Below are 26,129 nucleotides of genomic sequence, written 5' to 3' on the forward strand. Positions count from 1 at the left end.
GAAATGGACATATTAAACACTATCGGGACCCACACGCTCTCGTGCGGTTCTTTTTAGGAGTTGGCGGACTCTCATCGGAGCCGACCAGTCAGCGACGACCGTTCGCTGACCAGTTCGTCGACGAGCGAAACGGCGGCGTCGGCCTCCGCTCGCGTCACGCCGTCACCGTAGGTCGCCCGTTCGTAGTACCGCCCGACGCGGTATGCACGCTCGTCGATGGGCACGTCCCCCTCGGACGCCGACGAGAGCGACGAGAGGTACTCGCGAACCGACTCCGACCGTCGCCGTGGTCGGTACGCGCGCTCGAGCAGGCACTCGAGTCGACGGTAGGCACGGTCGACGTCGGCGTCGGGGTCGTCGCCGGTGACCTGCCAGCGCAGCCGGAGTGCACGGCGCACGCGACCGGGGGCGCCGGCGCGGTAGGCGCCGGCGACGAGGCCGACGAACAACGACAGCCCGAGGACGACGGTCTGGACGCCCGGCCACGTGATACCCTCGTCGTCGGCTTCGTCCGCCTCACCAGCCGACTCGCTCGAGTCCGCGTCGCGTTCGGCCGCCGTCGAGTCGTCGATCGTGGGTGGGTCGTGAGTCGGCTCGTCCTCGGCGGGGTCGCCGCTCGGACCGTCGTCGGTCGCCGGGTCGGTCGAATCGTCTGTCTCGAACTCTTCGAGCGGCTCTTCGTCGGTCGCCGGATCGGGCGAGTCGGTCGAGATCGGGACGTCTTCGCTGGCGTCGGTATCTACACCCGCTTCGTCGGCGAGCCGAGCCGTTTCCAGTCGCTCGGTGTGTACCGCATCGCGGGAATCGCCGGGCGTCGGTTCGAACGCGACCCACCCGTGGCCGGGGAAGTACACTTCGACCCAGGCGTGGGCGTCCAGGCCGCGAACGACGTACTCGCCGTCGTCGATCTCCTGGCCGCTCGTGTAGCCGACGGCGTAGCGGGCGGGAACGTCCTCCGCGCGCAGCATCTGGACCATCGTCGTCGCGAAGTAGACGCAGTAGCCCTCGTCCATCTCGAAGAGGAACTCCTCGGCGACGTTGCCGTCGGGCTGGTCGACCTCGAGTGAGTAGCTCTTCGACGTTCGGAGATGCGTCTCGATGGCCAGGGCCGTCTCGTAGGGGTTCTCGGCGTCCGCGGTGAGTTCGGCGGTGTACGCTTCGAACTCACTCGAGACGTCTTCGGGCGTCTGCAGGTAGCGCTCGGTGACGTGGTCGGGGTAGTCCGTCCCGGCCATCCTGAGTGCGTCCGGCGACGGGTCGACCACGTCGCTTTCGACGACGTACGTATCACCCTCGACGAGCCGGTCGGCGGGTCGAAGCTGGCCGTGGGCATCCAGTTCGGTGTACGTCGCGGTTTCCTCGTCGACCGCCACGGGGTGTGGGGCTGCGGGCATGACGTCGGCCGGCCCCTCGAGCGTAACCGTCTGTGTGATCGTTTCGTCACCGGCAGTCGACGACACCAGTGGCCCCTCGTACGGCCGTTCCTGCCCGGTACGGATCCACTCGTCGCCGGTGAATCGGTCGTAGACACCGGTTCGCCAGTAGGACGGTTCCTCGCTCGCGACGGTGAACCGGACCTCGGGAGAGAGGTCGACCTGGCCGCCGATCCCCGATCGGTCGGGGGCGGACGCGATCGTTCCCTCGAGGGTCCCCTCGCCACCGCTGAGCGCCGCGTCGGACGAGCCGTTGGGGACGATCGGGACGGTCATCGAGAGAACGATCATCGCGGCGATCAGGATCGTGAGGACGTCGAGCTGGGCGACGGTTCCACCCCGGCGCTCGAGTTCGCCGAAGCCGACGGTCACGACGCCGCCGACGACGCCGAGAACCGTCGTCGCGAGCGACGCGTCGCCGGTGAGAACGAGAAAGAGGAGGGCGAACCCCCCGGGAACGACGCTCAGGGCGTACTGCCGTCGCAACGCGAGGTACCACGAGAGGAAGACGGGACCGGGTACGAATCCGAGCGTCCAGGTGCCGGCGTCGATCATCCGGAGCAACGGCAGTCCGTTCGCGAGGGTGATCGTGTCGGAGACGAGTGTGTCACCCGCCGAGAAGGCGGCGCCGATCCCGACGCCAGCCGCATCGAGGTAGTAGGCGAACCCGACAGCGGCGGCGACCGCGGCGACGAGCGTCGCCGTCCGGGGGCTGATCGTCCGCTCGAGAACCGTCGCCGCGGCCAGCATTGCGACGACGAGTGCGAACAGCGACTCGGTGCCGCCGACGACTGCCGTCACCTCCCGCAACACACTCACGTACGACGCCGTCAGGACGAGCACGCCCCCGAGTGCGAGCAGGCGAACCGTCCGCGCGTTCGTCGTGTTCGCGTCGGTCACGGCCGACGCCGCACGACCCGTGTTCGCGCTCACGCGACCACCCCCGATCCGGAGGGCGTCTCCTCAGCGCTCCGGGTTCCGTCCGACGGTCGCCGATCGTCTCCGGACGCCGACTCGTCGACGCGGAGTCGGTCGAACGGGGTCTCACCCGCTTCAGTCCGGACGACCGTCCCGCGCTCGTCGGATCGGATCAGAACGTCGGCCTCCCGTCGCTCTCGCTCCAAGAAGTCACCCGGGCCGGTCGTCGCGAGCAGTTCGAACAGCGCCCGACGACCACGCTGCTCGTCGCTCACCTCCCGTTCGCCGTCCGGTACGATCACGCGGACCGGGACGCCGGCTGCGAGCAGGGAGGCCGCCACGCTCGCCGCAGCCGTCGCCATCTCGTCCGCCCGACCGGGGGCCGATTCGGCGACGAGGTCGACGCGGCCAGCGGCGTCCTGGTCGGCGAACTCCTTGACCATCAGCTCGTCGTCGGGCCGCCTGGCGGCCGACTTCCAGTGGACGTCCCGGAGAGAGTCGCCCCGTTCGTACTCCCGCAGGTGGTCGAACTCGTCGCGTTCGTAGCCACGAGCCCCGTCGGCGAGCGCCCGCAACTCGGCGCTCGCACTCCCACGCAGGTCGTACACCCGCGGATAGACGAGCACCCGCCCTCGCCCGTCGTCCGTGAACCGACGCCGCACCAGCCCGAGTACGTCGGTCACCGTCACCGAGACCGGCCCGACCTCGTGGTCACCGCGCTCGAGGAGCGTGACCTCGTAGCGGTAGCCGTCGTCGGTCAGTATCGTCTCCGCGACGTTGCCGCGAGCGGAGAGTCCGTCTCCGACGGCGTCAGCGACGGTCGCGGGCGTCGACGAACCGACGTCGAACTCGAGGTCGACGGGTCGACCGTCGCCGACGTGGCCCGCCTCGATAGGCGCTCGGGTGACGGTCGGCTCGCCCGCCCGAGCGACCGTGACGACTCCGGCGGCGAGTGCGAGGAGCACCGGGACGACGAGCGCGTTCAGCGATCGGGCGCCAGACTCCCACGCCATGAGCAGGCCGAAGCCGACGAGCGCGACGAGCGCCCACCCGCGTCTCGTGAGTCTCATTCGATCGGAACGCGCTCGAGTGCGTCCGCCACGACGGTCCGACCGTCGTGGGCGCGGTCGCTCGCGGACGTCTTGAGTCGGTGGCTCAGGACGACCGGCGCCTCCGCCTTGACGTCGTCCGGGATCACGTACTCCCGGCCGTCGACCACGGCCCGGGCCTGAGCGGCCCGGAGGAGGGCGATCGTCCCGCGCGGACTCGCACCGATTTCGGCGTGCTCGCGAGTGTACGTCGAAAGCCGCGTCGCGTACTCGCGGACCGGAGCTTCGACGGCTACCCGCGCGACGGTCTCGCGCGCCCGGACGACCGTCTCGAGGTCGGTCACCGGTTCGAGCTCCTCGATCGGATGGTGCCCGACGATCCGGGCGAGTAGCTCAGACTCTTCTGCCGGGTCGGGATAGCCGAGTTCGAGTTTCTTCGTGAAGCGATCGACCTCGGCGAAGGGCAGTTCGTACGTCCGGTTCGGCTCGACGGCGTTCTGCGTCGCGATGACGGTAAAGGGCGTCGGCAGCGGGCGGCTCTCGCCGTCGACGGTGACCTGGGTTTCCTCCATCGCCTCGAGCAGGGCGGCCTGGGTCTTCGGCGGCGCGCGGTTGATCTCGTCGGCCAGCACGACGTTGCCGAAGATGGGGCCGGGCTGGAACTCGAACTCGCGGGTCTGCTGGTTGAAGACGTTCACGCCGGTGACGTCGGTCGGCAACAGGTCCGGCGTGAACTGAATCCGGCTGAACAGACAGTCGATCGAGGTCGCGATCGACCGGGCGAGCATCGTCTTGCCGACCCCGGGGACGTCCTCGAGCAAGACGTGTCCGCGCGCGAGGAGGGTCGTGATCACGTGCTCGATCTCGTCGTCGTGGCCGACGATCACCCGGCTCACGTTCGCGGCGACGGCGTCACACAGCCGCGAGACGTCGGTCACCGAGAGCGGGTCGACCGACTCGAGGCCGGGTTCCTGTTCGGACGGGAGTGGCGTATCGGCGTTCGTCATGGATGGAGTTGAGTCGTGTCGCGGGGACCGCTGGTCGTACGTGTTGTGTGTCTGAAGGGAGTCACCAGTATAGGCGTTGCCCCTCACCGCGGTTTCCAGCGCCGAAACAGCGATCTCTGAGCGATCACGGACGCGTCGGTCACGTCCCTATCCACCCCCTGACGAATATATCACCCCCACCACCAGCCGCGTGGAGACTGACTCGATCAAGCGGAGAGATCCAGCCGTCTCCGATACCAGTGGCTGTCCGGCGTGACGATCGGAAAACGATACCGCTACTGAACCGTCTTACAACCGTTCGACGTTGGTTGCGCGCGGACCTTTATCGGCCTCGACGATGTCGAACTCGAGTTCCTGCCCCTCCTCTAAGTCGGGGCCGCCAACATCCTCCATGTGGAAGAAGACGTCGTCGTCTGCATCGTCAGTTTCGATAAATCCGTAACCGCCAGTGTCGTTGAAGAACGCGACCGTACCTTTCGCCATTGCATCTTCACAGAGCCCCGACAGAGGCATAAATGTTCTGGACCATTGAACGCACTTTCGGGTTCGAGTGTGCGTTTCGACGGTCGTTCGACGGCCGTTCGCGGTCGGCGTGGACCGACTCACCACGATTTACACGCAGGACAGACGGGCACCCCCTCGTCAAACCAGACCCGTTCGACGCTCGAGCCGCAGTCGTCACAGGTGTACACTCCCCACGCGGACGTCGGGACGGCGGGTTCGACTGCTGGTTCGCCGTCGTTCCCGTCGGACGCGGCCGTGTCGTCTTCGTCGACCGCAGCCGTGTCGTCCTCACCGATCGTGGCCGTGTCGTGTCCGTCAGTCGTTGACGCGCCGTCGTCGGCAGTCATCGACGACCCGGTACCGTCGGTCGTCGACGCGTCGGAAGTGTCCCCGTTGCCCGTCGAGCCGTCGGCTCTCCCCTCGAGAAAGTCGGTGAGCGTCGCGTCGTCGGTCACGGGCGACCGTAGGACGTCGATCCGCTTAGTCGCTCCGACGGCCGGCTGGATCGCCTGTCACGGATCGCCACGGCCAAGTACTCCGGGCGAGAATCCGCGCCCATGGACACCACGCCAGTGTTGAACGTGATCGTGGACAACATCGTCGAGATGAACGACCTCTTCACCGACGTCGCCATGGGTGACGGGCTCGCCCCCGTCCTCGTCGCGATCGGGACGCTCATCGTCGTCTTCTCCCTCGGGGTCTTTGGCCTGCTCACCCTCGGCGCGGTCACGAGCCTCTTCACCTCCGCCTAGACACCCCCTCGTCCCGCCGCCCGCTCACTGGCGACGAGTCCGGATCAACCACCGCTCGCCAACCGGTCGGCGTTCGGGACCGTAGCCGTGGGTTCAAGGTCATCGAATTCTACACTCGAGTATGGAAGAGACGCGACTGGACCGCCGAAGCGTTCTCGCGGCGGCTGCAGGCGGTCTGCTCGCCTCGGTGGCCGGCTGCGCCGAACCCAGGGCCAGAACCGGTGTCTCGTTCGAAGGCTCTCACTCGGACCACGACCGCGAGGTCGGCGGCGGGTCGGCGTACACGGCGATCTACGAACGCACGATCGACTCCGTCACGCTCGTCAGGGTCTTCGGCGTCAACGATCCGCTCACCGGCGGCGAGGGACAGGGACAGGGCTCCGCGTTCCTCGTCGACGAGAACCACGTCGTGACGAACGAGCACGTCGTCGCCGGCGGAGAGGAGGTCGACCTCCAGTACGTCAACGGCGACTGGACGACGACCGAACTCGTCGGTACCGACGTCTACAGCGACCTCGCCGTCCTCGAGGTCGAACACGTTCCCGACGAGGCCACACCGCTCACCCTGGCGGAGACGACGCCGGCCGTCGGCCGGGAGGTGCTCGCGATCGGCAACCCGTTCGGCCTCGAGGGAACGATGACGCAAGGGATCGTCAGCGGCGTCGACCGCTCGCTCGGCGTCGGCGGTCGAACCGGGCGGGCCCGATCGTTCCCGAACGTCATCCAGTTCGACGCCGGCGTCAATCCCGGCAACAGTGGCGGCCCGCTGGTCGACTTAGACGGCGAGGTCGTCGGCGTCATCAACGCCGGCGGCGGCGACAACATCGGCTTTGCGATCTCGGCCCCGCTGACCCGACGCGTCGTCCCGGCGCTGATCGACGACGGCGTCTACCACCACCCGTACATCGGCATCGTCCTGCAGACGGTCGACCGCGCCATCGCCGAGGAGAACGACCTCGATCGGCCCGGCGGCGTGATCGTCGTGGACGTCGCCGACGACACACCCGCCAGCGGCGTCCTGCGAGGCAGTGACGACCAGGTCACGCGCTACGGCGATCCTATCCCAATCGGCGGCGACGTGATCCTCGAGATCGACGACCACCCGGTCCCCGATCGACACACGCTTTCGGCGGTGCTCACCCTCGAGATGAGCCCCGGCGACACCGTGCCGGTAACGATCCGCCGCGACGGCGAACTGACGACCGTCGAGTTGACACTCGGCGAACGGCCGTCGTCGCCATAACCCGCTCTCTCGGTTCGGACACCACACTCGATCCCGTCCGCAGACGTGAGCAGCGAGCGCCAGGGTGAGGTCGGTGACACGGCTCTCGAGGGCGGAATCCACGACCGCAGTCGTACCCTCTTGCCGGCTAACGGCTCCATACACGTTGTCGTTCGACACATTATTTCCATCCGTTATTCTCCAGCCGAATTGACCGATGAGGCGGCGCCTACCACGCCGGTCGAGGGCGGTAGTCACTCGATAACAATAGTCATCTCGCGCGTATCGTCGGGTCGGAGGCCAGCCCGCCGCTCTCCAACCCCATGAGCTACGATGCCGACATCCGACCCACTCGTATCGACCCCTCCGAACCGGTCGTCGACCTCGAACACGTCACGATCGAGCCGGACGACGCCCCCGCCGAGTGTGCGATCTTCCCCCGCGACGGAACCGAAGCCGAACTGCACACCCAGTGGATCACCGCGCAGGAACGGTCGTTCACCAGCCTCGAGTCGATGCGCTGAGGACAATGAGCCTCGGTAGCACGCTCACCGCCGTCGCGTTCTGGCTCGGCACGCTCTTGCCGGTCGTCTACATTCCCGTGGTCATCGCCGGCCTCGACTCGCTCGCTCGACTCACCCTGTTCGTCGGGCTCCTCGGGCTCAACGTCGTCGCACTCGCCCTCGGTCGCGACTACCCCGAGACCCGCTCTCGGGAGGTGTCCGTCTCGACGTCCCGAAGCGAGACGGACGACCCGACCGGCTCGAGATAACCGGATTCGGTCCCGACCGGACCCGCTCACACCGGGTCCGCCTCACCAGAACTGTACCCGTGGCGTTCCGCAGTCGTCACAGACGACCGCCAGATTTCCCTTGTACGTCGTCTGAACGAGTTCACCCGCTGTACAGAGCGGACACGCTCGTCCCTCGAGCCTACTGAGTACCTGCCGTCCGGACGACTGAACGTGCGTCATGTCCGCTCTCTCGCCCGAGTCAGGCTAATCGGTTGACCATGCGTATGCAACCCGCGAGCGGGCGATCCGGCCCTCGCACACGACCGCCACCGTCCGCGCCGACTCGAGTCGAAGCGGCTATTCGTCCGCTCGCGTAACCACCGGGATATGTGGCCCTGGGGACACCTCGCCGTCGCCTACCTCCTCTACACTGCCTACACGCACCGCCGGTTCGACCGACCACCCCTCGCCCTCCCGGCGATCGCCCTCGCCATCGGTTCGCAGTTTCCCGACCTCGTGGACAAACCGCTGGCGTGGACGTTCGACGTCCTGCCGGGCGGGCGCACCCTCGGCCACTCGCTGCTCTTCGCTGCCCTGTTGATCCCAGCCGTCTACGCCATTGCCCTCCGGCTCGACCGCCTCGAGGAAGGGACCGCGTTCGTCATCGGCCACCTCTCACACCTCCTCGCCGATATTCCCCCGTCCGTCCTCACCGGGGACCGCTCGGGGACCGAGTTCCTCCTCTGGCCGCTGCTCGAGCCACCCCAGGAAACCGCCGTCGACGGCATCCTCGACGCAATCTTCACCTACTACGCGATGGGACCGTACGAGTGGTTCCAGCTCGCCCTCTTCGTCGCCGGGGCGCTCGTCTGGTACCGCGACGGCGCCCCCGGCCTCGAGTACGTTCCCTTCCTCGGCCGGTACGCACCCGTCGCCGACCGCGGTTGACCGGCCCACCACAGAGCGTATATCCGGCTGCCCGCCAACGCTCCCGTATGCGACAGTTCGTCCTCATCGGCCACGACGCCCCCACCGAGCCCGACTTCTCCCTCGACGACCTCGCCGGCGGCGCCGGCCGCCTCGACGCCCTCTGCCGGTCGATCACCGCGGCGTTCGTCACCTCCCACGGCATCCGCGAGGCCGTCCGCGTCCACCTCGTCCTCCAGGACGAGCTCACCATCAGCTTCGACGGGGCCGAGCTCCGCCGGCTCAACCCCGACGAGCGCTCGACGGCCGCCCTCGTCCGGAAGGCCTTAGAGCACCGCGAGGAAGCCATCGGCGCACTGCCCGCCGAACCCAGCCCCGGCATCGAGCTCTACCGACGCGGCCTCGAGCCCACCCTCGAGACCGTCGACAGCACGGTCGTCCAGCTCCACGAGGACGGCGCGGCGATCACCGACGTCGGCGTCGACGGCCTCGCCGACCCGGTGTTCGTCCTCTCGGACCACCACGACTTCACCGCGCGCGAAGCTGAGGCGCTCGAGTCGGTAGCCGACCGCCGGCTCAGCCTCGGGCCGACGCGGCTGCACGCCGACCAGGCGATCACGGTCGCTCACCACTTTTTAGACACCGACGGCTACGAACGGTTCTGATCGCGTCAGTCGGTGGCAGGGGACGCACTCGCGGGAACAAAGCAAGAATTATACCCGGCCGTCGCTTTCCCTCGAGTGCGGGCCGGTGGGGTAGCTTGGCATCCTTCGGCCTTCGGGTGGCCGTAACCGCAGTTCGAATCTGCGCCGGCCCATCTTACTCCCGCACTCAACACCGCCGAGCGGCGCGTCGCGACGCGAGGCACCCAGAGTGCGGGAGTCGATGACGGCGCGCAGATTCGAACACGCGAGTCGCAGCGTGCGAACGAAGTGAGCGCGACCGTCTCGCATCTGTTCGAATCTGCGCCGGCCCACTGGAGATATACTTTTCCCCGAATTTCAGATATTTAGCCAGAGCTCTGAAAACCTGTTTACGGAACTGTGGAACTCGGAAGCGGTTGACACACTACAGAAATATACGGAAAGTTATCACTTTTAACAGTACAGGTCCATGGATCGATAGATTGCTGTAAACAATTTCGATGATGGTGATCTTTTGGTTGTGGGGAATATCCACACGAATTTTTAATTAGATCGACAACAATTAGATAACATGGAAACCCAGGAGGCAAGGCGCGAACATAAATTAGTGATGTATACTTCGTCAGGACTGCTAAATCAGTATTTCAGCCGGTATTCCGACGACATTTCAAAAATTGTTGAACGGGAAAGTGAGGTTACATCTAAGGAATTTAGTGGAGGTGTCAGTGGTGTACTGGGAGCATTGAAGGGAGCTTTGAAGAAAAAGTCGGGCAAGGAACTGATCAAAGAGATAAATTTGAATGAGGACTACCGTCAGGTCCGTGCACTAATGAATGTCTTTTCTGACAGTGATCTCGTGCTCCCAGTTGAGGCCTTGATAGAAGAGAAGGAGTCTCCCACCGGCCTTTACAGATTTGACACGAATTTGCAACTCGTACATACACAGGAGACAGAGGACACAATGATCCAAGTTAGGGGGATAGAGAATGAAGTTGACTTTTCGGGATTAACCTCGCCCGAGAACTGGTCTTCACGTAGTTTCGTCTACACAGCGTTGAAAACCATCGACCCATTCCCATTCGAAGGAGTGTTCTTACCCGTTGAGAGAGGCGAGACATGGTACCGGGAAACCGATGAAGGATTCCAACTCGACATGCTTGAACTAAAAGTACAATTTCTCTATATACTCGCCCCAGATCCGGACGACTATATCAATTGGTCGAATTACCAGAAATTAGTAAGGGACCATCCTAAGGACATCGACCAATCCGGTATAGAAAAATAGTCGCTTTCTCCTGTGCTGTACGGGGAGGTCCTCACCGACTGAAATTAAGCCGCGGTGATCCAGAGTTCACTGTTCACCTTTCTTGACGACAGAGACCTCGGTTTTGACGTCGAACGTCACGGCTCGAGTGCTGAGCGTTTGGCGATCTTGCGACGCTGCTCGAGGGAGAGGTCGTCACGCTCGAGGACGCGACGAGCTGCACGAACGAGCGTGTCGACGTCTTCGCAGGCGAAGGCGACGGCGTTCGATCGGTTGCAGTCGTAGAAGTCGGCGGCCTTCTCGATAGCGTGGTTACACCACCCATTACCCTCGTCGGTGCGGATCCGGACTGAACCGGGAACCTCGCTGCAAACCATGTCCGTGAACACGATCCCGAATGTTAGTTTTTCGAGCAACCGAACGGGTCAGCCAGCGAGTGAAGGTGCTCTGTGGTCGTGGTGAGGGGGTGTGGGAACACACTCGAGGACGACACCCTACCGGTGGTCGTCGATCCACCGGCACCACTCGTAGAAATCGTCGGCGCCACACTGGTCAGCGATCGATCGAAGCGTCCCGATCGCCACCTCGTCGTGCTGTGGAACGTCGACGAGCCGAACCTCGCCCGTCTCTGGATGTTCGTATCGAAGCCGAACGTGACTCCCCTTCCGAGAGACGGGGACGTAACCGAAAGAGCAGAGGACTTTCACGACTTCTCGGCCGGAGAACGTCGTCCGGACCATCCGTCACCGCATGAAGTCGGGGGCGTCCGAGTCGTCGACCTCGAGTTCGTCGGGATCGATGTCGAACTCCTCACGGAGGAACTCGTCGGGGTCCTCGAGCGACTCCCCACCGCCTTCGTGGAGCTCGAGAACCTCCGCGAGCTGAGCGAGCGCCTCCGCACGCGTCTCACCGCCACGGGCGAGGCCGGTCTCGAGATCCCTGGCGGTGACGGTGCCGTCGCTCTCGTAATAGAATTCGACCCCTTCGGAGCGGTCGTCTCGGGTCGCACTCGCCATGTGGCCGAGAGTACGGGCATTCGATCAATAAGACTTTGCACTACTCGTCGTCGGGCGCGTACTCGAGCGTCGCTGTCCAGAGCACTTCGGACTCGTCGCAGTACCACACCGTCTCGCGCTCCCGAGTCCGCCGAGACGCCGTTACTCCCCTCGAGCGTCCTCACCCTCCGCTTCCCCCGCCTCGACGTTGATCCGGTAGGGCTCCTGGCGTGGCTCGGGTTCGTCGTCCCCGCCGCCGATGGGGATCTTGGTTCCGAGCCGGCTCGCGACGGACTCGACGCGGTCGAACAGGGTCTTGACTTCCTCTTCGAACGCCTCGACGGTTCGTTCGACGTAGTGGACCTTCTGGGCGGGGATCCGGCGGACGATGTCCCGACCCTCGTCGTCCTCGTCGGTCTTGATGAGCCAGTGGTCCTGGAAGTACGCTACGTGTTCGTTCGGCACCGTTTTCTCGACCGTGCCCTCGTGTGGGTCCTCGTAGACGATCGTCGCCTCGCCGAGGTCTTCCTCGAGTTCGAGATCTTCGTCGACCATACGGGAGCTACCACCGAGACGGCAGTAGTCGTGTTGCTTGCGGACGGACGGCTCGCAGCCGAGACCGCCGGCGACGAACTCGACTCGAGCGAGAGCGAGCGGCCACGACCGTCGCGGCTGACCGACAGTCGTAACAACAGTTAACACCCCGGCAGTACTGCTGCACGTCATGCGAGAGAGTGTGCCAAAAGTTGACTCAGATTCTATTCGGTACCGGGGCAAGGCGGTCGACGATTCGGCGTGGATCGTCGAGTTCCTGGCCGGCCAGGAGACCGGCGTCCTCGGGCTCGTGGACGAGGACGAGCCCCACCTCGTGACGCAGCTGTTCGTCTACGACGAGGACGAGGGCGCGATCTACGTCCACGGCGCCCGGGCGGGCCGCACCCACGACGTCGTCGAACGAGAGGGGAGCCTCCGGGCCTGTTTCACGACGAGCGACAGTGGGCGGTACATCCCTGCCGACGAGCCCGTGAACTTCACCGTCGAGTACGCCAGCGTGGTCGCCTACGGCGACGTCGACCTGCTCGAGGGGCGGGCCGAAAAGCGCCGCGTTCTCGAGGCGTTCATGGAGAAGTTCGCCCCGCACCTGACCCCCGGCGAGGATTACGAGGAGATGAGCGAGGAGTCGATCGACCGAACGGCAGTCTACCGGCTCGACGTGGCGCGCTGGAGCGGCAAGGAAGGGGAGAAGCCGCCGGCGTATCCCGGCGCCTACGATCTCGAGGCCGTCCGCGACGCGGAGTGACGTCTCGAGGGATGAGAGAGTCCCGCAAATCGTATCGACCGCTTATGCGGGTGGCACACGACTAGCGGGAGCATGAGCCGCCGGGAGCCCGATCGATCGGATCGCGAGCGGCCGCGCGCACGTGGGTCGAACCCCTTCGCCCGGGGCGTCGACCGGCGGCGGGTCCTCCGGTCGTCGGCGACCGTCGGCGCGGCCGCGGCGCTGTCGGGGTGTGGCGCTCCGACCGCGGCGGGCGGCGAGCGCGCACCGACGGTCTCCGTCTTCAACAACGGCGACCGCACGGTGACGATCGTCGACGCCGAAACCGACGAGGCCCTCGAGACCGTCCACATTGGAACGACCGCCTCGTTCCCGGCGAACCAGTACGGCACCGGGGCGGAGTCGACCTACGACATCTGCTGGCTCAACGTCGACGGGGGCGTCAGGGCGCTCGACGCCCGCACGCTCGAGGAAGTCGCCGACGTCGAGACCGGCCTGGGGCCGAACTATCCCAACCTGACGCCGGACGAGCGCCACCTGGTCGTGGCCGCCGGCGGGACGCTCACCCTCGATCCCGACCCGGCAGAGCCCGAGGAGCACCGGCTCGTCCGGGTGGACGCCGACCCCGAGAGCGAGACGTTCGGCGAGGTGACGGCCGAACTCGAGGTCGGCTACACGGGGCCCTGTGACGTGACGCTGGGCCCCGACGGCGAGTACGCCTACGTCGCCGACGTCGCCAACGAGACGCTGAGCGTCGTTCGGGTCGATCCCTTCGAGATCGTCGCCCGAATCGACGCCGGCGACCCGGTCGGTGAGGGAGACGTCCTCCCGTTCATGTGCACGGCGTCGTTCGACGGCGCGTACCTGCTGGTCGAAAACGGCGAGGGCGACCTCGGCCCCGACCCGGACGTCCCCCGGGAGGGATCGGCGGGGATCTGGGATCTCTCCGATCCCGAGGAACCCGTCGAACGCGAGCGGCTCACCCGCGAGGACGGCCTGCCTGCGCTGCCGATCACGAGCGAGATCGATCCCGACAGCGAGGCGGCGTATCTCTTCACGCCCGACGCCGACGCGGTGACGGTGCTCGACCTCGAGGAGCGGGCGGTCGACCGGGTGCTCGACGTGGGCGGAAGCTCGATCTCGGGGGCGTGGGGACCCCACCGGGAGAAGCTGTACGTCCCCATCCAGACCGAGAACCGGGTGGCGGTGATCGACCACGCCGAACGCGACGTCGTCGCGACCCTCGAGGCGGGCGAGTCGCCGACCGGTGCCGTCGGTGGCATGGTACGCCCGGAGACGGACGCCCTCGAGCGCGTCCGCGGCTCGCTCGCCTCGCTCGGCCTCGCCGTCGGCTCGCGGGAGCCGACGTTCTGCCCGGACGACCACTGCTACTGCGGCTGAGGTCGTCAGAAGAACTTGAACAGGTCGTCGCGCTGCTGGTCGTGGAGGTGCGTCCGGACGGCCTCGTACAGCGGCTCGAGCTGGCCGCGTTTGGCGCTGATGGGCGCGACGGTGTCGCTCCACTGCTGCCACGGCGGGAGGAGGCCGAGTCGGTCACAGAGCTCGTCCAGCCGTTCGTCCTCGTCGTCGACTTTGTCCATCTTGTTGACGGCGACGACCGTTGGAACGTCGAGTTCGCGCAGGAAGTGAAACATCTCGACGTCGTAGGGAATCTCGCCGCGGTCGGTGTGGCGATCGATGATGTCGATCACGCTCTTGCCGTCGACGACGAGAATCGCGACGAGGACGTGGTCGGCGTACTCCTCGAGGTAGCGGACGATGTCGGTCTTGATCTGCTCCTGGCGGTCGGCTTCGACGCCGCTCATGAAGCCGAAGCCGGGCAGGTCGGTGATGACGAAGTCCTCGGGCGCCCAGTCGTAGTGATTTGGCTTCCGGGTGACGCCCGGTTTGCCGCCGGTATCGAACTGGTGGCCCGTCAGTTCGCGCATGAGCGTCGACTTGCCCACGTTCGAGCGGCCGACGAGGGCGACCTCCGCGTCGCGGTCCGGGCGAGTGTCGAACATGCTCGAGGCTACGGCGGCCGACCGTAATAAGGGCCGCGAGCGGTCGGTGGGCGCGCTCTGCGTTCGTCATCGGAATTATAACACCGGCACTCGTCGGTTCGGTCGTGCGGCTCGTACAGCTGACGATTCCGACGGGTAAACGCGAAGCGGTCCTCGAGACGCTCGACGAGACGGGCGTCGACTACGTCGTCACCGACGAGACGAGCGGTCGGGAGTACACGGCAGTCGTCTACTTTCCATTGCCGACGTCGGCCGTCGAGTCGGTGCTCGACGCCTTGCGCGACGAAGGGATCGAAGAAGACGCCTACACGGTCGTCGTCGACGCGGAGACGGTCGTCTCCCGAAAGTTCGAGGCGTTGCGCAAGGAGTACGAACGAGGAGACGTCGAGGAGGATCGGATCTCGAGACAGGAGCTGAGCAGCCACGCCGAGGACCTGACGCCGACGTTCGGCGTCTACGTGACGCTGACGGTCATCAGCGCGGTGGTGGCGACGGCGGGACTGTTGCTCGACTCGCCGGCGGTCGTCGTCGGCTCGATGGTGATCGCGCCGCTGATCGGCCCCGCGCTCGGGGCGACGATCGGGACGGTGCTCGACGACACGGACCTGCTGTACGGCGCCCTGAAGTACCAGGCGCTCGGCGTCGCCCTCGCGATCGCTTCGGCGGCCGTCTTCGCCTGGCTGGTCAGGATGGGGAACATCGTCCCCCCAGGGATGGCTATCGCGGACGTCGACGAGATCGCCGAACGGCTCGCACCCGACCTGCTCTCGCTGGCGATCGCCCTCGGCGCTGGCGTCGCGGGCATCCTGAGCATCGCGACGGGCGTCTCGGTGGCGCTCGTCGGCGTCATGATCGCCGCCGCGTTGATCCCACCGGCGGCGGCCGCCGGGATCGCGATCGCTTTCGGCGAGCCCTCTGCCGCCATCGGCTCGACCGTCCTCGTGCTCGTCAACGTGCTCTCGGTCAACCTCGCGGGGCTGGTGACGCTCTGGTACGCCGGCTACCGCCCGGAGAGCTTCTTCGACCTCGAGCCGACCCAGAAACGCGTTCGCCGACAGATCGGCACCCTCGCGCTCGTGGTGTTGATCTTCTCGGCCTTTCTCGGCGGGATCACCTACAACTCCTACGTCGCGGGGAGCTTCGAGCAGGACGCCCGCGACGAGGTCGAGGCCCTCCTCGAGAACGAGTACCAGCAACTGCAGCTCGTCGACCTCGAGGTGACGCTGGAGGACGACTACCCGTTCCGCAGCCCCGATCGAGTGGTGGTCACGATCGGCGGCCCGCCCGGCGAGACCTACCCCGAACTCGCCGAACGCTTACACGAACGAGTCAACCAGCACGCCGGCGAAACGGTGGCCGTCGAGGTCCGCTACGTCGAGGTGATCGAGGCCTGATCGGCGGTCGGGTGGCCGAGTCGGGGTTCGATCGCGGGAGAAGCGTGTCATAGAAGAGTTCTCATGGAATTGTCCAAGTTTCGACCGCGTCCTCGCTGCCGAGTACGGTCAGTAGCCCTGCGAATGGAACGGTAGGGACGGACCCAGCATCCGCGAGCGAAGCGAGCGGTTCACCGCCGGAGCGGGGTGAAACCCCGCGACGCCGGCCTTTTGGCATCAACGGGTTTTACCGGGGTTCGACCGAACGAGCGCAGCGAGTGAGGGAGGACCCCGGTAAAAGAGGTTGCTGGACTGACCGTTCGTCGGGGAGCGTAGAGAGATGGCGAACTATTCGACGGCGTCTTCCGGGGAACCTTGCAATCGAACACCCCGCCTTGACGACGCCGGTCGGCGTCGGTTCACTCGTATGGCGCTCCAGCAGATCGACCACGCGGACGAGGAGATTCGAGCATGCATCGACAACTGTCTCGAGGCGGCCCAGGCCTGCGAGTGGTGTGCCGACGCCTGTCTCGACGAGGGCGAGGAGATGGCTCGCTGCATCCGGCTCTGCCGGGACGCGGCCGACCTGGCGACGCTCCACGCCCGCTTCATGGCCCGGAACTCGGGCTACCACGCCGATCTGGCGGGCGTCTGTGCCGACGCCTTAGAGGAGTGCGCAGAAGAGTGTGAACAGCACGAGCACGACCACTGCCAGCTCTGTGCCGAGGTGTTGCCGGACGCCGTCGAGACCTGTCGTGAGATGGCCGCCCACTGAGTGTGGGTCGTCGCGCCGTGGTGATCCCCTCGAACCCCGACCACTTGGTTCGGAGGCGTGCGCATGGCTGAATCTTATCCCACGCGCCGTGGTGGGACGTTCCAGTGCGCGTTCTGCACGTCGTCGTCCCGCCGGATCGCCGCGAGGCCGCCAGCGAGGCCCTCGAGTCCCAGGAGTTCACCTTCGTCGCCATCCCGCTCGAGGAGGAGTCGGGCGTCCTCCTCGAGGCCCCGTTACCGAGCAACGCCATCGGCGATGCTCTCGATGCGCTCGAGGAAGCCGAGGTCGACATCGAGGAGTACACCGTCATCGCGAGCGGCGAGGCGGCGCTGACGGCGACCTCGGAGACGCTCGAGCAGCGCTACGCCGGCGACTACGAGCCGCTGACGGGCGTCGAGCTGCGGACGAAAGCGCGCGACCTGAGCCGCGATACGGCTTCTTACGTCGCCCTGATGACTCTCGCCGCCGTCATCGCCACGGCTGGGTTACTGGTCGACTCGCCGGCGATCGTCGTCGGCTCGATGGTGATCGCGCCGATCATCGGCCCGGCGCTGACCGCGAGCGTCGGCGTCGTCACGAGCGACCGGCGGATGATCGTCGAGAGTCTGTGGATGCAGCTGTACGGCCTCGGCCTGGCGGTACTCGCCGCGACGGCGCTCGCCTCTGCCTTCCGATTCGGCGGCTTCGTCCCGACGCGTCTCGACCTGCCCGCGCTCGACCTCCTCGGCGTCCGCGTCGCGCCGAACGCACTCTCGCTCGTCGTCGGCCTCGCGGCCGGCTTCGCGGCCGGAATCGGGCTGACAACCAAGGGACCGACCTCGATCATCGGCGTCATGATCGCCGCTGCGCTGATCCCGACCGCCGGCGCGACGGGCATCGCCATCGCCTGGGTCGAACCCGAACTCGTCCTCGGCACACTCACCCTGCTCGTTGTCACGATGCTCCTGATCAACGCCGCCGTCCTCACCGTCCTCCTCGGCTTCGGCTACCGGGGCAAAGAGCGTGCCACGTGGAACCGCGACGTCGCCCGATCGTGGGCGAAAGTCGGCGCCCTCGCGATCGTCGTCGTTGCGATCACGCTCGCGGTCGTGGTCGCCACGGCCGGCCAGGTCGTCGTCGACCGCGAGGTCGTCCAGGCGACCGAGGACGTCTTAGAGGAGCCTGCCCACGAGGACCTCACGGCGGTCTCGATCCAGACGCAGTACACCGACTTCTCGCCGTTTACCGGCCCGCTGGAGGTGACCGTCGTCGTCGCCGAGGAGGGCGACGCCGAACCCGACGCGTTCGCCGCCGACCTCGCGGATCGGATCGAGGACCGAACCGGGGAGTCGATCGACGTCCGCGTCCAGTCCCTCGAGTACGAATCCGCGACGGCTGGTGGGACGGCCACTGGTTAGATCGTTGAAAAGAACTATGTGGGTCGACGGTCCAGTACCGCACATGGAGACGCCCGCCCGGCGATCCGTCCAGGTTCTCAGAATCGTCCGCGGCCTCGAGGCCGCCCTCGCTCTCCTCGTCGTCGTTACCGCCGTCCTGTGGCTCAGCCAGCACGCGCTGTGGGAACGGCTCGTCAGCGGCCCCGACCTGTGGCCGTTGTTCGTACAACTCGGCGTCCCGGCCCTCCTCGGCGTCGTCGTGATCGTCGGCGCCGTCCTCGATGGGCTCGAGGTCGGCTCGGTCCTCGTCGCCGTCCTGGGACTGGTGACACTCTGGATCGCGGCCTCGAGCGTCCACACCCTGCTGTTCCCGCCTGAGGGCGGTGGCGTGTTCTTCGGCGGGATCTTCACGATGTACGCCGGCCTCGCCCTGGCGCTCGCCGTCGGCCTCAGGACGGCCGGACACCTGCTCGCGCCCGTCGTGGTGCCGTCGGTCCGGGAACGACTCGAAAACCGATAGTCGGTCGCCACCGCGTGGCGTGACCTAGCCCTCGAACGGTAGCTCCGGTTCGTAGCCGATCGCGTCGACGGCCGCCTCGAGGACGTCCTCGACGTTCTCGCCGGTCTCGACGCTCATCTCGTAGTCGACCTCTTCGGAGACGTCGCGCGTCCAGCGCTCGGCGCGGTCGACTTTGTTCGCGACCGTGATGACCGGGGCCGCCTCGAACTGGGCTTCGATGTCCTCGCGCAACTCGAGCTGGGACTCGAGGGGGTAGCCACACTCCCCGCTGGGATCGAGCAGGACGAGGACGCAGTCGCCGAGGTGCTCGAGGGCGCTGACGGCCTGGGACTCGATCTCGTTTCGTTCCGCCGGCGGGCGGTCGAGCAGGCCGGGCGTGTCGACGATCTGGTAGCGGAGGTGATCGCGCTCGAAGTGGCCGACGCCGACGCCTTTCGTCGTGAACGGGTAGGAAGCGGTCTCGCCGCGGGCGCGAGTCACGTCGTTGACGAACGAGGACTTCCCGACGTTGGGGTAGCCCGCGACGACGATCGTCGGCTCCTCGGGGTTGATTTCGGGGAGCGTACGCAGGTCGTTTCTGGCCGCGTTGATCGCGAGCAGGTGATCTCCGACCTGCTCGACGATGTCCGCCAGCCGGGCGAAGGCCTGCTTGCGGTGTTTGCGCGCGGTGTCGACGTCCGTCTTGCGCAGCCGCGGCTGGTACTCCTGGTTGATTTCCCGGGCTTTCCGACTCGCCCACATCACCTCAGAGAGGCTCTGGCGGAGCTCGTCGACGTCCACGATGGCGTCGGCGAGCTCGTAGTAGAACGGGTGGACCTCCTCCTCGTAGCCGAAGTCGGGCCACGCCGTCACCACGTTCTCGAGGTTGTCCGAGATGATGTTCGACGCCGTCTGGAGCATCGACTGCTGGGCCTCGAGCCCCCCCTGGGCCCTGCCGGCCCGTGCCGCCCGGGAGAACGCCTTGTCGATCAGCTCTTCCGACGTGGGCGTCGTCGGAAGGTCTTCGAAAATCATGGCCAACGGTACGACCTCCGTTCATAAAAGGTCGTTCGTTACGCGCGCGGACCTTTTGTCCCCTCGAGCCCTACAGAATGCCATGACGAACTGGCGCGCCGTCGTAATCGGCTTCCTCCTGGCGGTCGTGATCGGACTCGTCGGCATCGCGTTGCCGGGACTCGGCCAGCTGACGGCGGGGCTCGTCGGCGGCTTCGTCGCCGGCTTTCTCGCTGGCGGCGGCCTCTTGAGTGGCTTCTGGCACGGCCTGCTCGCTGGCGCACTCGGCGGCATCGTCGGCGGACTGCTCATCGCCATCGTCGTCGGCGTCGCCGGCATCGCGCTCGGCCCGGTCGGGGCACTCCTCTCCGGGCTCGCCGGCGTCGGTATCTTCGGCCTCGCCGTCCTGATCGCGTTCGTCATGGCCCTCGAGAGCGCGATCGCCGGCGCGATCGGCGGGCTGCTCAACCCCTGATGGGCGTCGCTGTCCCGACCGACTCAGTCTCGAGAACGAGCCACCGCTGTCGACTACTCCGGCCGGCCGACGGAGCGAGCGATCGAGACGACGAGTGCCGCCGTCGTAACGCCGAGGACGAACCACAGTCCGGCCCCACCACCGAGCGGCAGGACTCCGGCTCCCGCGACGACGAGGGCGACCCAGACAGCCGAGAGAAACAGTGTAACGTGCGTCCAGCGGGCTGAGTCGTCGGACTCGCGTTCGATGTGGTCGCGGAGTGTCGCCAGCTCGGGGTTCGGTTTCACCACTCCCGAACTGCTGTCGTACTCGATAATTCCCAGCCGGTCCATCTTCGGCAGGTGCGTCTGATACAGCGAGATGTACACTCGCTTTCGTTGTTTGTAGGTCACCTCCGGCAACGAGACGTCGTTCTCCCACGCCGCGAGCTGTTCGGCCAGGGTTCTGAGTCGAACCGCTCCGTCCTCAGCCTGGTCAAGGTACCTGATCGTAAACCGGCGACGTGGGTTCGAGAGGATCTCGAATATCTCGTTCTTCGAAAGCTCCTCACGATCGGTAGTCTGTGCGTAATTCAACTGTGTTGCGTCCCGTAACTGTTCGCGCTGACTTGAGTGCACGTTCTGGCCACCCCCGCCGACCTGGTATTTCATGTTACTGATTAAGTATGAAGTTGTTTCTACACTAACCTGGAACGTAATATCTCACTAACGTACTTCGTTTGATAGATCAGTCGCCAGTGAGCGGTCCCGGATCCGGGCTGCGTCGCCGCGAGTCGATCACTCCCGACCGACGACACTCACTCGATTCACAGCCGGCCCCTCGGGGGCTCGAGTGAGAGACACAGCCCACCGCTCGAGGCACCGGCCGCAGTTCGACGCTCGAACGACGGTCTCACCCACCGGTATGCCCGTCGTAACTACCGCCCGTCACACCAATTGGCTGGTATGTTCGAGGAGCGTTCGATCCCGACCGTCACAGCCCTGAAAAACCCGGCCTACACCGGAGCGAACAGGTGCATCCCGTGTACCGTCCTCAACGTGCTGCTCGCGGCCGCACTGGCCGGAACCGCAGGTATCCTGTCGAGGGGATGGACGACCGAGGGCGGGCTCGTCGCCGTCGCCATCTTCCTCGCGTCGGCCGGCGTGATTTACCTTCGTGGCTATCTCCTCCCGGGAACGCCGGCGCTGACGAAGCGGTTCCTGCCGGAGGCAGTGCTCGCACGGTTCGATAAGCTGCCGACCGTCACCGACGGTCCACGCGATCCGGGTGCGGCGCTGCGTGCGATCGGCGTCGTCGAGGACGCGCCGACGCGCGACGACCTGATTCTCGTGCCCGCGTTCGAACGGGCGTGGCTCGAGGCGATGACCGAGCACGCGGCGACCGACGACGCCCTCGAGCGGGGACTCGCGGCGGTGATGGAACTCGACGGGAGCCACCTCGAGGTCGAGCGCCGGACCACCTCCGTCGCCGCCATCCACGAGGGAACCGTGGTCGGTAAGTGGGAGTCCAGAGCCGCCTGCCAGGCGGACGTAGCCGCCGCCGCGGTACTGCCCCGGTTCGATCCACGGTGGTCTCGGCGCCCGGTCCTCGAGCGACTGGACCTCCTCGCAACGCTCAGGCTCTTTCTCGAGGCGTGTCCGGCGTGTGGCAGCGAGGTCTCGCTCTCTCATGAGGTCGTCGAGTCGTGTTGTCGAAGTCACGACGTCGTCGCCACGGCCTGTGACGCCTGTAGCGCCCGGCTGCTGGAGACGCCGATCGATGCCGAGGCGCTCGAGGAAGAGAGATGAGTGGTCGTTCCCGCGCGTTGCGTATGAGTGGTCGTTACCTGCGCATCGCGTGGGCGATCACCCACCGGTTCGACCACAGCTGCGTGCCGATCGTCACGGCGAAGATCGTCAGGAAGAGACTCGACCACAGCAGCGGGTCGACGCTGGAGACGACGGGGAAGTCCGTAAGCGCGGCGAGCACGACGGCGAGCGAGAGGACGCCGAGCGTGCGATAGAGCTCGCTCCAGGTCACCCCGTAGCCAGTGACGACCTCCATGTATCGATCGACGTCGCGGGCGCGCTGGCGCACCTGAACCGTTCGCTCCTCGCGGTCGTACTCGACGACGCCGAGCTCGTGGAGCTTCGGGAGGTGCGTCTGGTGCAGCGAGTTGTACACGCTCTCTCGAGCGCCACTCGGCGGCGGCGACTCGCCGGTCTCCCGCGTGGCGACCGCCCTCGACAGCTCGTGCAGGGAAATCGGCCCGCTGCCTCCCGAGACCGTCAGCTGCTTGATCGTCTCGCGGCGTCGGCGGTTGGCGAGTATCTCGTAGATCTCCCCCTCCGGAATCGCGTGTGTCCTGAACATCGTCACCCCCAGTAGCCGAAGTCGACTCGAGCGACCTCGACCACCCCTAATTCGGGAATACAGAACGACTACTATCACTACGAGGTACTTACCGGCGCCGGTATGGGTTGCCTGGTTCGACGCTGCGTGAGGATACAGCCCGTTTCTTCGCTCCGGGATCGGCCTAGGAAGCACATATGGCGAAACCAGTCACGTAAACGATGTATTTATTTTCACGACTGTCACCGAAGCGGTTAGTTTGGTGGCCGTCCTCGAGGCTAATCGACTATTCGACGCCGACGAATGGGTGATTCGAATCGACACCGAATCGGCTATCGTCTCGTTCGATCGTGACGTGTTGGATCGTAACTACGTGGGGAAAGACGGTTGTTGAGCACGACCTCAGCCGCTTGCCAACGCAGGGCGCGGCTGGGGAGATGGAGAAAGATCATGACAGACGACAACACCATTGGACTGTCCCGGAGACGCGTACTGGGCGGGCTCGGCGCCATCGGCGTCGCCTCCGCCGGCGCGGGTATCGGGACGACGGCGTACTTCAGCGACCAGGAACAGTTCGACGACAACACGATCACCGCCGGCGAGTTCGGCCTGACCGTCAAACAGGCGGTCACCGAGGTCGATCAGGACGGCATCGGTCCCGACGAACTGACGTTCAACAGTAACGTAGAGGAGTCGGAATACGGGGTCTGGGCTACGGACACGATTACCATCGAGGACGCAAAGCCCGGAGACAAGTACGAGTTCTGCTGGAAGCTCAAAGTCCACGACAACCCCGGCTACGTCGCGGTTGCGGGCGATCACACCGACGAGAACGGTGTTGACGCAGGCAACGTTTCGGTGGACGACCTCTGGGACATCGATGAGGAAGGGGAGCTGTCGACCCTCGGTGACGAGGTCCTGGTCGATTCCCTCAAGATCACGAACGGGAAGAAAGAGGTCGGCTACGAGTACGGAGAGTACTACGACACGCTCGGGGAGCTTCTCGAGGACCTCGAAGACGGCGTGCTCTTGCACACCGACGACGGTGATGTGCCCATCACGTTCGAACCCGGTAAGAAGTGGTTCCTCTGCGTGAAGCTGTCGATCCCGACGGACGTCGGGAACGAGATCCAGGGCGCCTCGCTCGAGTGGAACAAGTCGTTCTACGCCGAGCAGGCGCGCCACAACGACGACACGGACGCCTTCGTTGGACGTGCGGTCGGTGCACACGGGGACTGAACAGGAGTGAACAATGCCCAATGATTTCGAACTGACACGTCGGAAAGCGCTCGCTGGGATCGGCGCGATTGGCGCGGCTTCGGTCGGGGCCGGCCTCGGTACGAGTGCGTACTTCAGCGATCGGGAGACGTTCGATGGCAACACGCTGACCGCCGGTGAACTGGACCTTCGGATCGACTGGCAGCAGCTGTACTTCGGGCCGGAGGCGAACGCCCACCACTACGCTCCGTACGGGAAAGCAGGTTATCCGTACGTCAATGCGCATCCGGATCACGATACGACCGGAGAGCAATCGCTAGACAGCGACGACTTTGACTCCGTCCCCGATCACGGCGTAGTCCGCTACTCCGACGAGGACGCGAACATTCAGGAGTACCTGACCTGCGAGACGCTCGAGAACTTCGAGGCCCCGGACGATTTCGACAACGGCGTTGGCGAACCGCAGAGTAGCCTGATCGAACTCGAGGACGTCAAACCGGGCGATTGCGGAGAGGTGACGTTCAGTCTCCATCTCTGTGACAATCCCGGGTACATCTGGTGGATCGGCCAGGTAAACGAGTTCGACCACGACCTGGCGAAAGCGATCAAAGTCAAGGCGTGGTACGATCTCGGGTGTACCAACGAGTTCGACGAGGAAGACGGTGACAAGATACTCGTCGAGTGCACGGACCTGCACACCTTCGTTCAGGATCGGCTCACTCCGAACGGTCGGTTCCTCAACCCCAACGTCTACGACGGGGCTGGCGTCGGTGGAGACGACGCGCTCGACGGTGAACCCGAGATCGACTGTAGGGACCTCGATAAGATCGAGTTCGAAGAAGACGGGCCGGTGATGGAACATGGAGAGATCCTCGATGTGTTCGTCGAGGACGGCGAGCTGAAGCTCGTCGCGCTCTTCCGTTCGCCTGACGGCGACGTGGAGATCCTCGTCCAGTTCTCGGAGCTCATCTACAAGGACGAGGACGACAACGAGGTGCTGGCAACGAGCGAGGACGAGATCGACTGGGAAGAGATCGTCGAGTACGACTGGGACATCCTCGACAGCTACGACGGGTACGAAACCACTGATGACGCCGGAATGTGTGAGAAGACGATCAAGTCGGGCACAGCTGAGGAGACGAGCAATCTGATCACGTCGTTGGGCTGTACGACCGGGCAGACGAACGTCCGGACACCAGGGACTGGTCCCCAGCAGCAACCGCAGGGAATCAGCCACATCGAGTTCAGGTACTGCGCGTCCGAAGCACCGCCGCTGTGCTTCCCCGAGGAAGAGACGTTCTGCGTCGCGTTCGAGTGGTGCTTGCCGACGTCCACACCAGAACACGTCGACGACATCAACGACCTGCAGGGTCAGTCGATCAGCTTCGACCTCGGCTTCTACACCGAGCAGTGCCGACACAACTCGAACCCGAGTGGCCCATCCGGGTTCGTCTAACCGCGGAGTCGAGCGACGACTCCCGATCTCGACCCACACTGGTGCAGCAGACTGTTCCCACATCGTGGGAGCACGTTTCTCCTTGCTGAAGACGGTGGTTCGATTCCACCGGTGGGCCCTCACATCACTCGAGACCGTATGACATCGAACCGAATCACTCGTCGAAACCTGCTCGCCGGGATGGCTGGCGGGAGCGTCGCCTCGTTCGCCTGGCTGGCGATCACGGCCGGCGGCGGCCGCGGACGCACCGACCCGAACGACGCACAGACGGCCGTAACTGACAGCCTCCGGCTCACCTGGTGGGAGACGTACAACGGAGCGACGCTGACGACATCGACCGCCAGCACCGACGGTGGCGCGGCCGCTGGCCCGGCGATCTCGCTCGGAAACGTGCTCCCGGGGGATTTCGGCACGCTCACTATCCGACTGCGCCTCGACTCGGAGACGGCCGACGAGGTCGCCGTGAAGCCGGTACTCAGCGTCTCACTGATGGGCGAGCCGAGGTCGTCCGGCCTCGAGGAGTTCCTCGACGCCACCGTCTGGTACGACACCGGGGTGTTCGGAATCGACGCCTTCGGCGCCCACAACGGCGAACGGAATTTCGGCGAGCGCCTCGTCAATCCCGACGCGGACGGGACCCTTGCCGACGTCGCGGCCGCCCTCGAGGATGGTCTCGTCCTCGATCCAGCGCCGTTCCTGCCCGGAACGAGCTGTCTCGAGAACGACGACGACGTGACGATCACTATCGGCTGGTCGTTTCCGCCGGAACAGGAGCACGTCAACGCTGCCCAGGGAACGTCCGTCGAGTTCGACCTTCGGTTCGACGTCGAGCAATGCTGATCCACCGCAGCCCTGGACCCC

At 65.6% G+C, this 26,129-nt stretch carries 31 protein-coding genes, 1 tRNA gene and 1 pseudogene; 19 read left to right on the top strand and 14 right to left on the bottom strand.

Features of this window, described 5'->3' with window-relative positions; translation table 11 throughout:
• Positions 1–71: 71 nt before the first annotated feature.
• The 5 genes from NMQ09_RS20020 to NMQ09_RS20040 form a co-directional block, all read right to left on the bottom strand.
• Entirely contained in the window at positions 72–2,366 is a 2,295-nt protein-coding gene (locus NMQ09_RS20020; RefSeq protein WP_255192329.1) for a transglutaminase TgpA family protein, read from the bottom strand.
• Entirely contained in the window at positions 2,363–3,421 is a 1,059-nt protein-coding gene (locus tag NMQ09_RS20025) for a DUF58 domain-containing protein (RefSeq protein ID WP_255192330.1), read from the bottom strand. Before NMQ09_RS20025 ends, NMQ09_RS20020 begins: the two co-directional genes overlap by 4 nt.
• Positions 3,418–4,407, bottom strand: a complete 990-nt coding sequence (locus NMQ09_RS20030; RefSeq protein WP_255192331.1) for an AAA family ATPase — start codon at positions 4,405–4,407, stop codon at positions 3,418–3,420. Before NMQ09_RS20030 ends, NMQ09_RS20025 begins: the two co-directional genes overlap by 4 nt.
• Before the next feature lie 288 nt (positions 4,408–4,695).
• Complete coding sequence (locus NMQ09_RS20035; protein ID WP_255192332.1) at positions 4,696–4,890, bottom strand: cold-shock protein; 195 nt, start codon at positions 4,888–4,890, stop codon at positions 4,696–4,698.
• 119 nt (positions 4,891–5,009) lie between these two features.
• Positions 5,010–5,366 (bottom strand): DUF7573 domain-containing protein, encoded by a 357-nt coding sequence (locus NMQ09_RS20040; RefSeq protein ID WP_255192333.1) that lies wholly within the window; start codon positions 5,364–5,366, stop codon positions 5,010–5,012.
• 102 nt (positions 5,367–5,468) lie between these two features.
• On the opposite strand from NMQ09_RS20040, the gene NMQ09_RS20045 reads away from it, so the two are divergent.
• From NMQ09_RS20045 to NMQ09_RS20060, 4 genes are all read left to right on the top strand, one after another.
• Positions 5,469–5,663, top strand: a complete 195-nt coding sequence (locus NMQ09_RS20045; RefSeq protein WP_255192334.1) for a DUF8024 family protein — start codon at positions 5,469–5,471, stop codon at positions 5,661–5,663.
• Positions 5,664–5,784: 121 nt separating this feature from the next.
• On the top strand, positions 5,785–6,906 hold the full coding sequence (locus tag NMQ09_RS20050) for a S1C family serine protease (RefSeq protein WP_255192335.1): 1,122 nt from the start codon (positions 5,785–5,787) through the stop codon (positions 6,904–6,906).
• Between the two features lie 302 nt (positions 6,907–7,208).
• The gene (locus tag NMQ09_RS20055; protein WP_255192336.1) at positions 7,209–7,409 is read left to right on the top strand and encodes a DUF7511 domain-containing protein; all 201 of its coding nucleotides are present in this window, start codon (positions 7,209–7,211) and stop codon (positions 7,407–7,409) included.
• A 5-nt stretch (positions 7,410–7,414) separates the two neighbouring features.
• A complete protein-coding gene (locus NMQ09_RS20060; protein ID WP_255192337.1) occupies positions 7,415–7,657 on the top strand; it encodes a DUF8028 family protein in 243 nt (80 codons plus the stop codon).
• Between the two features lie 42 nt (positions 7,658–7,699).
• On the opposite strand, the gene NMQ09_RS20065 is transcribed toward NMQ09_RS20060, so the two are convergent.
• Positions 7,700–7,858 carry an HVO_A0556 family zinc finger protein gene (locus NMQ09_RS20065; RefSeq protein ID WP_255192338.1) on the bottom strand — a complete coding sequence of 53 codons (159 nt, stop codon included), beginning with the start codon at positions 7,856–7,858 and terminating at the stop codon, positions 7,700–7,702.
• 147 nt (positions 7,859–8,005) lie between these two features.
• Between NMQ09_RS20065 and NMQ09_RS20070 the strand changes: the two genes are divergently transcribed.
• From NMQ09_RS20070 to NMQ09_RS20085, 4 genes are all read left to right on the top strand, one after another.
• Complete coding sequence (locus NMQ09_RS20070) at positions 8,006–8,566, top strand: metal-dependent hydrolase (protein ID WP_255192339.1); 561 nt, start codon at positions 8,006–8,008, stop codon at positions 8,564–8,566.
• 47 nt (positions 8,567–8,613) lie between these two features.
• Positions 8,614–9,210, top strand: a complete 597-nt coding sequence (gene trmY, locus NMQ09_RS20075; protein ID WP_255192340.1) for a tRNA (pseudouridine(54)-N(1))-methyltransferase TrmY — start codon at positions 8,614–8,616, stop codon at positions 9,208–9,210.
• Positions 9,211–9,289: 79 nt separating this feature from the next.
• Positions 9,290–9,362, top strand: a tRNA-Pro gene (locus NMQ09_RS20080).
• Positions 9,363–9,760: 398 nt separating this feature from the next.
• Positions 9,761–10,474, top strand: coding sequence for a hypothetical protein (locus NMQ09_RS20085; protein WP_255192341.1), 714 nt, complete (start codon positions 9,761–9,763; stop codon positions 10,472–10,474).
• A 66-nt stretch (positions 10,475–10,540) separates the two neighbouring features.
• Here NMQ09_RS20085 and NMQ09_RS20090 read toward each other — a convergent pair.
• The 4 genes and pseudogenes from NMQ09_RS20090 to NMQ09_RS20105 form a co-directional block, all read right to left on the bottom strand.
• A pseudogene (locus tag NMQ09_RS20090) lies at positions 10,541–10,830 on the bottom strand (DUF7692 domain-containing protein).
• Between the two features lie 117 nt (positions 10,831–10,947).
• The gene (locus NMQ09_RS20095; RefSeq protein ID WP_255192342.1) at positions 10,948–11,193 is read right to left on the bottom strand and encodes a type II toxin-antitoxin system HicA family toxin; all 246 of its coding nucleotides are present in this window, start codon (positions 11,191–11,193) and stop codon (positions 10,948–10,950) included.
• Positions 11,194–11,196: 3 nt separating this feature from the next.
• Entirely contained in the window at positions 11,197–11,469 is a 273-nt protein-coding gene (locus NMQ09_RS20100) for a type II toxin-antitoxin system HicB family antitoxin (protein ID WP_255192343.1), read from the bottom strand.
• Between the two features lie 141 nt (positions 11,470–11,610).
• The gene (locus tag NMQ09_RS20105; RefSeq protein ID WP_255192344.1) at positions 11,611–12,003 is read right to left on the bottom strand and encodes a hypothetical protein; all 393 of its coding nucleotides are present in this window, start codon (positions 12,001–12,003) and stop codon (positions 11,611–11,613) included.
• 169 nt (positions 12,004–12,172) lie between these two features.
• On the opposite strand from NMQ09_RS20105, the gene NMQ09_RS20110 reads away from it, so the two are divergent.
• On the top strand, positions 12,173–12,748 hold the full coding sequence (locus tag NMQ09_RS20110; RefSeq protein ID WP_255192345.1) for a pyridoxamine 5'-phosphate oxidase family protein: 576 nt from the start codon (positions 12,173–12,175) through the stop codon (positions 12,746–12,748).
• Positions 12,749–12,820: 72 nt separating this feature from the next.
• Positions 12,821–14,128, top strand: a complete 1,308-nt coding sequence (locus NMQ09_RS20115) for a YncE family protein (protein ID WP_255192346.1) — start codon at positions 12,821–12,823, stop codon at positions 14,126–14,128.
• Between the two features lie 5 nt (positions 14,129–14,133).
• Here the strand turns inward: NMQ09_RS20115 and engB are convergent, their stop codons facing one another.
• Positions 14,134–14,751 carry a GTP-binding protein EngB gene (engB, locus tag NMQ09_RS20120; RefSeq protein ID WP_255192347.1) on the bottom strand — a complete coding sequence of 206 codons (618 nt, stop codon included), beginning with the start codon at positions 14,749–14,751 and terminating at the stop codon, positions 14,134–14,136.
• Positions 14,752–14,855: 104 nt separating this feature from the next.
• Between engB and NMQ09_RS20125 the strand changes: the two genes are divergently transcribed.
• The 4 genes from NMQ09_RS20125 (at position 14,856) to NMQ09_RS20140 (ending at position 18,795) form a co-directional block, all read left to right on the top strand.
• Positions 14,856–16,145, top strand: a complete 1,290-nt coding sequence (locus NMQ09_RS20125) for a TIGR00341 family protein (protein WP_255192348.1) — start codon at positions 14,856–14,858, stop codon at positions 16,143–16,145.
• 406 nt (positions 16,146–16,551) lie between these two features.
• The gene (locus NMQ09_RS20130) at positions 16,552–16,899 is read left to right on the top strand and encodes a four-helix bundle copper-binding protein (protein WP_255192349.1); all 348 of its coding nucleotides are present in this window, start codon (positions 16,552–16,554) and stop codon (positions 16,897–16,899) included.
• Between the two features lie 104 nt (positions 16,900–17,003).
• The gene (locus NMQ09_RS20135; RefSeq protein ID WP_255192350.1) at positions 17,004–18,296 is read left to right on the top strand and encodes a TIGR00341 family protein; all 1,293 of its coding nucleotides are present in this window, start codon (positions 17,004–17,006) and stop codon (positions 18,294–18,296) included.
• A gap of 43 nt (positions 18,297–18,339) precedes the next feature.
• Positions 18,340–18,795 (top strand): hypothetical protein, encoded by a 456-nt coding sequence (locus NMQ09_RS20140; protein ID WP_255192351.1) that lies wholly within the window; start codon positions 18,340–18,342, stop codon positions 18,793–18,795.
• 24 nt (positions 18,796–18,819) lie between these two features.
• On the opposite strand, the gene NMQ09_RS20145 is transcribed toward NMQ09_RS20140, so the two are convergent.
• Positions 18,820–19,809: an NOG1 family protein gene (locus NMQ09_RS20145; RefSeq protein WP_255192352.1), complete on the bottom strand. Its 990-nt coding sequence runs from the start codon at positions 19,807–19,809 to the stop codon at positions 18,820–18,822.
• A gap of 82 nt (positions 19,810–19,891) precedes the next feature.
• On the opposite strand from NMQ09_RS20145, the gene NMQ09_RS20150 reads away from it, so the two are divergent.
• On the top strand, positions 19,892–20,263 hold the full coding sequence (locus tag NMQ09_RS20150) for a DUF5518 domain-containing protein (protein ID WP_255192353.1): 372 nt from the start codon (positions 19,892–19,894) through the stop codon (positions 20,261–20,263).
• Between the two features lie 53 nt (positions 20,264–20,316).
• Here NMQ09_RS20150 and NMQ09_RS20155 read toward each other — a convergent pair whose 3' ends face one another.
• A complete protein-coding gene (locus tag NMQ09_RS20155) occupies positions 20,317–20,913 on the bottom strand; it encodes a DUF7344 domain-containing protein (RefSeq protein ID WP_255192354.1) in 597 nt (198 codons plus the stop codon).
• A 294-nt stretch (positions 20,914–21,207) separates the two neighbouring features.
• Between NMQ09_RS20155 and NMQ09_RS20160 the strand changes: the two genes are divergently transcribed.
• Positions 21,208–22,050: a DUF8054 domain-containing protein gene (locus tag NMQ09_RS20160; protein ID WP_255192355.1), complete on the top strand. Its 843-nt coding sequence runs from the start codon at positions 21,208–21,210 to the stop codon at positions 22,048–22,050.
• A 34-nt stretch (positions 22,051–22,084) separates the two neighbouring features.
• Here the strand turns inward: NMQ09_RS20160 and NMQ09_RS20165 are convergent, their stop codons facing one another.
• Complete coding sequence (locus NMQ09_RS20165) at positions 22,085–22,615, bottom strand: DUF7344 domain-containing protein (protein WP_255192356.1); 531 nt, start codon at positions 22,613–22,615, stop codon at positions 22,085–22,087.
• A 429-nt stretch (positions 22,616–23,044) separates the two neighbouring features.
• On the opposite strand from NMQ09_RS20165, the gene NMQ09_RS20170 reads away from it, so the two are divergent.
• The 3 genes from NMQ09_RS20170 (at position 23,045) to NMQ09_RS20180 (ending at position 26,108) form a co-directional block, all read left to right on the top strand.
• On the top strand, positions 23,045–23,833 hold the full coding sequence (locus NMQ09_RS20170) for a SipW-dependent-type signal peptide-containing protein (protein ID WP_255192357.1): 789 nt from the start codon (positions 23,045–23,047) through the stop codon (positions 23,831–23,833).
• A 13-nt stretch (positions 23,834–23,846) separates the two neighbouring features.
• A complete protein-coding gene (locus NMQ09_RS20175; protein WP_255192358.1) occupies positions 23,847–25,268 on the top strand; it encodes a SipW-dependent-type signal peptide-containing protein in 1,422 nt (473 codons plus the stop codon).
• A 138-nt stretch (positions 25,269–25,406) separates the two neighbouring features.
• Entirely contained in the window at positions 25,407–26,108 is a 702-nt protein-coding gene (locus NMQ09_RS20180; protein ID WP_255192359.1) for a hypothetical protein, read from the top strand.
• Positions 26,109–26,129: the final 21 nt, after the last annotated feature.

It is taken from the genome of Natronobeatus ordinarius, assembly GCF_024362485.1.
GTDB lineage: Archaea > Halobacteriota > Halobacteria > Halobacteriales > Natrialbaceae > Natronobeatus > Natronobeatus ordinarius.

Bases quoted from the DNA above. Each gene is read 5' to 3' on its own strand.
- NMQ09_RS20025 (WP_255192330.1), bottom strand. From the start codon at position 3,421: ATGAGACTCACGAGACGCGGGTGGGCGCTCGTCGCGCTCGTCGGCTTC.
- NMQ09_RS20030 (WP_255192331.1), bottom strand. From the start codon at position 4,407: ATGACGAACGCCGATACGCCACTCCCGTCCGAACAGGAACCCGGCCTC.
- NMQ09_RS20035 (WP_255192332.1), bottom strand. From the start codon at position 4,890: ATGGCGAAAGGTACGGTCGCGTTCTTCAACGACACTGGCGGTTACGGA.
- NMQ09_RS20045 (WP_255192334.1), top strand. From the start codon at position 5,469: ATGGACACCACGCCAGTGTTGAACGTGATCGTGGACAACATCGTCGAG.
- NMQ09_RS20050 (WP_255192335.1), top strand. From the start codon at position 5,785: ATGGAAGAGACGCGACTGGACCGCCGAAGCGTTCTCGCGGCGGCTGCA.
- NMQ09_RS20055 (WP_255192336.1), top strand. From the start codon at position 7,209: ATGAGCTACGATGCCGACATCCGACCCACTCGTATCGACCCCTCCGAA.
- NMQ09_RS20060 (WP_255192337.1), top strand. From the start codon at position 7,415: ATGAGCCTCGGTAGCACGCTCACCGCCGTCGCGTTCTGGCTCGGCACG.
- NMQ09_RS20065 (WP_255192338.1), bottom strand. From the start codon at position 7,858: ATGACGCACGTTCAGTCGTCCGGACGGCAGGTACTCAGTAGGCTCGAG.
- NMQ09_RS20070 (WP_255192339.1), top strand. From the start codon at position 8,006: ATGTGGCCCTGGGGACACCTCGCCGTCGCCTACCTCCTCTACACTGCC.
- trmY (WP_255192340.1), top strand. From the start codon at position 8,614: ATGCGACAGTTCGTCCTCATCGGCCACGACGCCCCCACCGAGCCCGAC.
- NMQ09_RS20085 (WP_255192341.1), top strand. From the start codon at position 9,761: ATGGAAACCCAGGAGGCAAGGCGCGAACATAAATTAGTGATGTATACT.
- NMQ09_RS20095 (WP_255192342.1), bottom strand. From the start codon at position 11,193: ATGGTCCGGACGACGTTCTCCGGCCGAGAAGTCGTGAAAGTCCTCTGC.
- NMQ09_RS20100 (WP_255192343.1), bottom strand. From the start codon at position 11,469: ATGGCGAGTGCGACCCGAGACGACCGCTCCGAAGGGGTCGAATTCTAT.
- NMQ09_RS20105 (WP_255192344.1), bottom strand. From the start codon at position 12,003: ATGGTCGACGAAGATCTCGAACTCGAGGAAGACCTCGGCGAGGCGACG.
- NMQ09_RS20110 (WP_255192345.1), top strand. From the start codon at position 12,173: ATGCGAGAGAGTGTGCCAAAAGTTGACTCAGATTCTATTCGGTACCGG.
- NMQ09_RS20115 (WP_255192346.1), top strand. From the start codon at position 12,821: ATGAGCCGCCGGGAGCCCGATCGATCGGATCGCGAGCGGCCGCGCGCA.
- engB (WP_255192347.1), bottom strand. From the start codon at position 14,751: ATGTTCGACACTCGCCCGGACCGCGACGCGGAGGTCGCCCTCGTCGGC.
- NMQ09_RS20130 (WP_255192349.1), top strand. From the start codon at position 16,552: ATGGCGCTCCAGCAGATCGACCACGCGGACGAGGAGATTCGAGCATGC.
- NMQ09_RS20140 (WP_255192351.1), top strand. From the start codon at position 18,340: ATGGAGACGCCCGCCCGGCGATCCGTCCAGGTTCTCAGAATCGTCCGC.
- NMQ09_RS20145 (WP_255192352.1), bottom strand. From the start codon at position 19,809: ATGATTTTCGAAGACCTTCCGACGACGCCCACGTCGGAAGAGCTGATC.
- NMQ09_RS20150 (WP_255192353.1), top strand. From the start codon at position 19,892: ATGACGAACTGGCGCGCCGTCGTAATCGGCTTCCTCCTGGCGGTCGTG.
- NMQ09_RS20155 (WP_255192354.1), bottom strand. From the start codon at position 20,913: ATGAAATACCAGGTCGGCGGGGGTGGCCAGAACGTGCACTCAAGTCAG.
- NMQ09_RS20160 (WP_255192355.1), top strand. From the start codon at position 21,208: ATGTTCGAGGAGCGTTCGATCCCGACCGTCACAGCCCTGAAAAACCCG.
- NMQ09_RS20165 (WP_255192356.1), bottom strand. From the start codon at position 22,615: ATGTTCAGGACACACGCGATTCCGGAGGGGGAGATCTACGAGATACTC.
- NMQ09_RS20170 (WP_255192357.1), top strand. From the start codon at position 23,045: ATGACAGACGACAACACCATTGGACTGTCCCGGAGACGCGTACTGGGC.
- NMQ09_RS20175 (WP_255192358.1), top strand. From the start codon at position 23,847: ATGCCCAATGATTTCGAACTGACACGTCGGAAAGCGCTCGCTGGGATC.
- NMQ09_RS20180 (WP_255192359.1), top strand. From the start codon at position 25,407: ATGACATCGAACCGAATCACTCGTCGAAACCTGCTCGCCGGGATGGCT.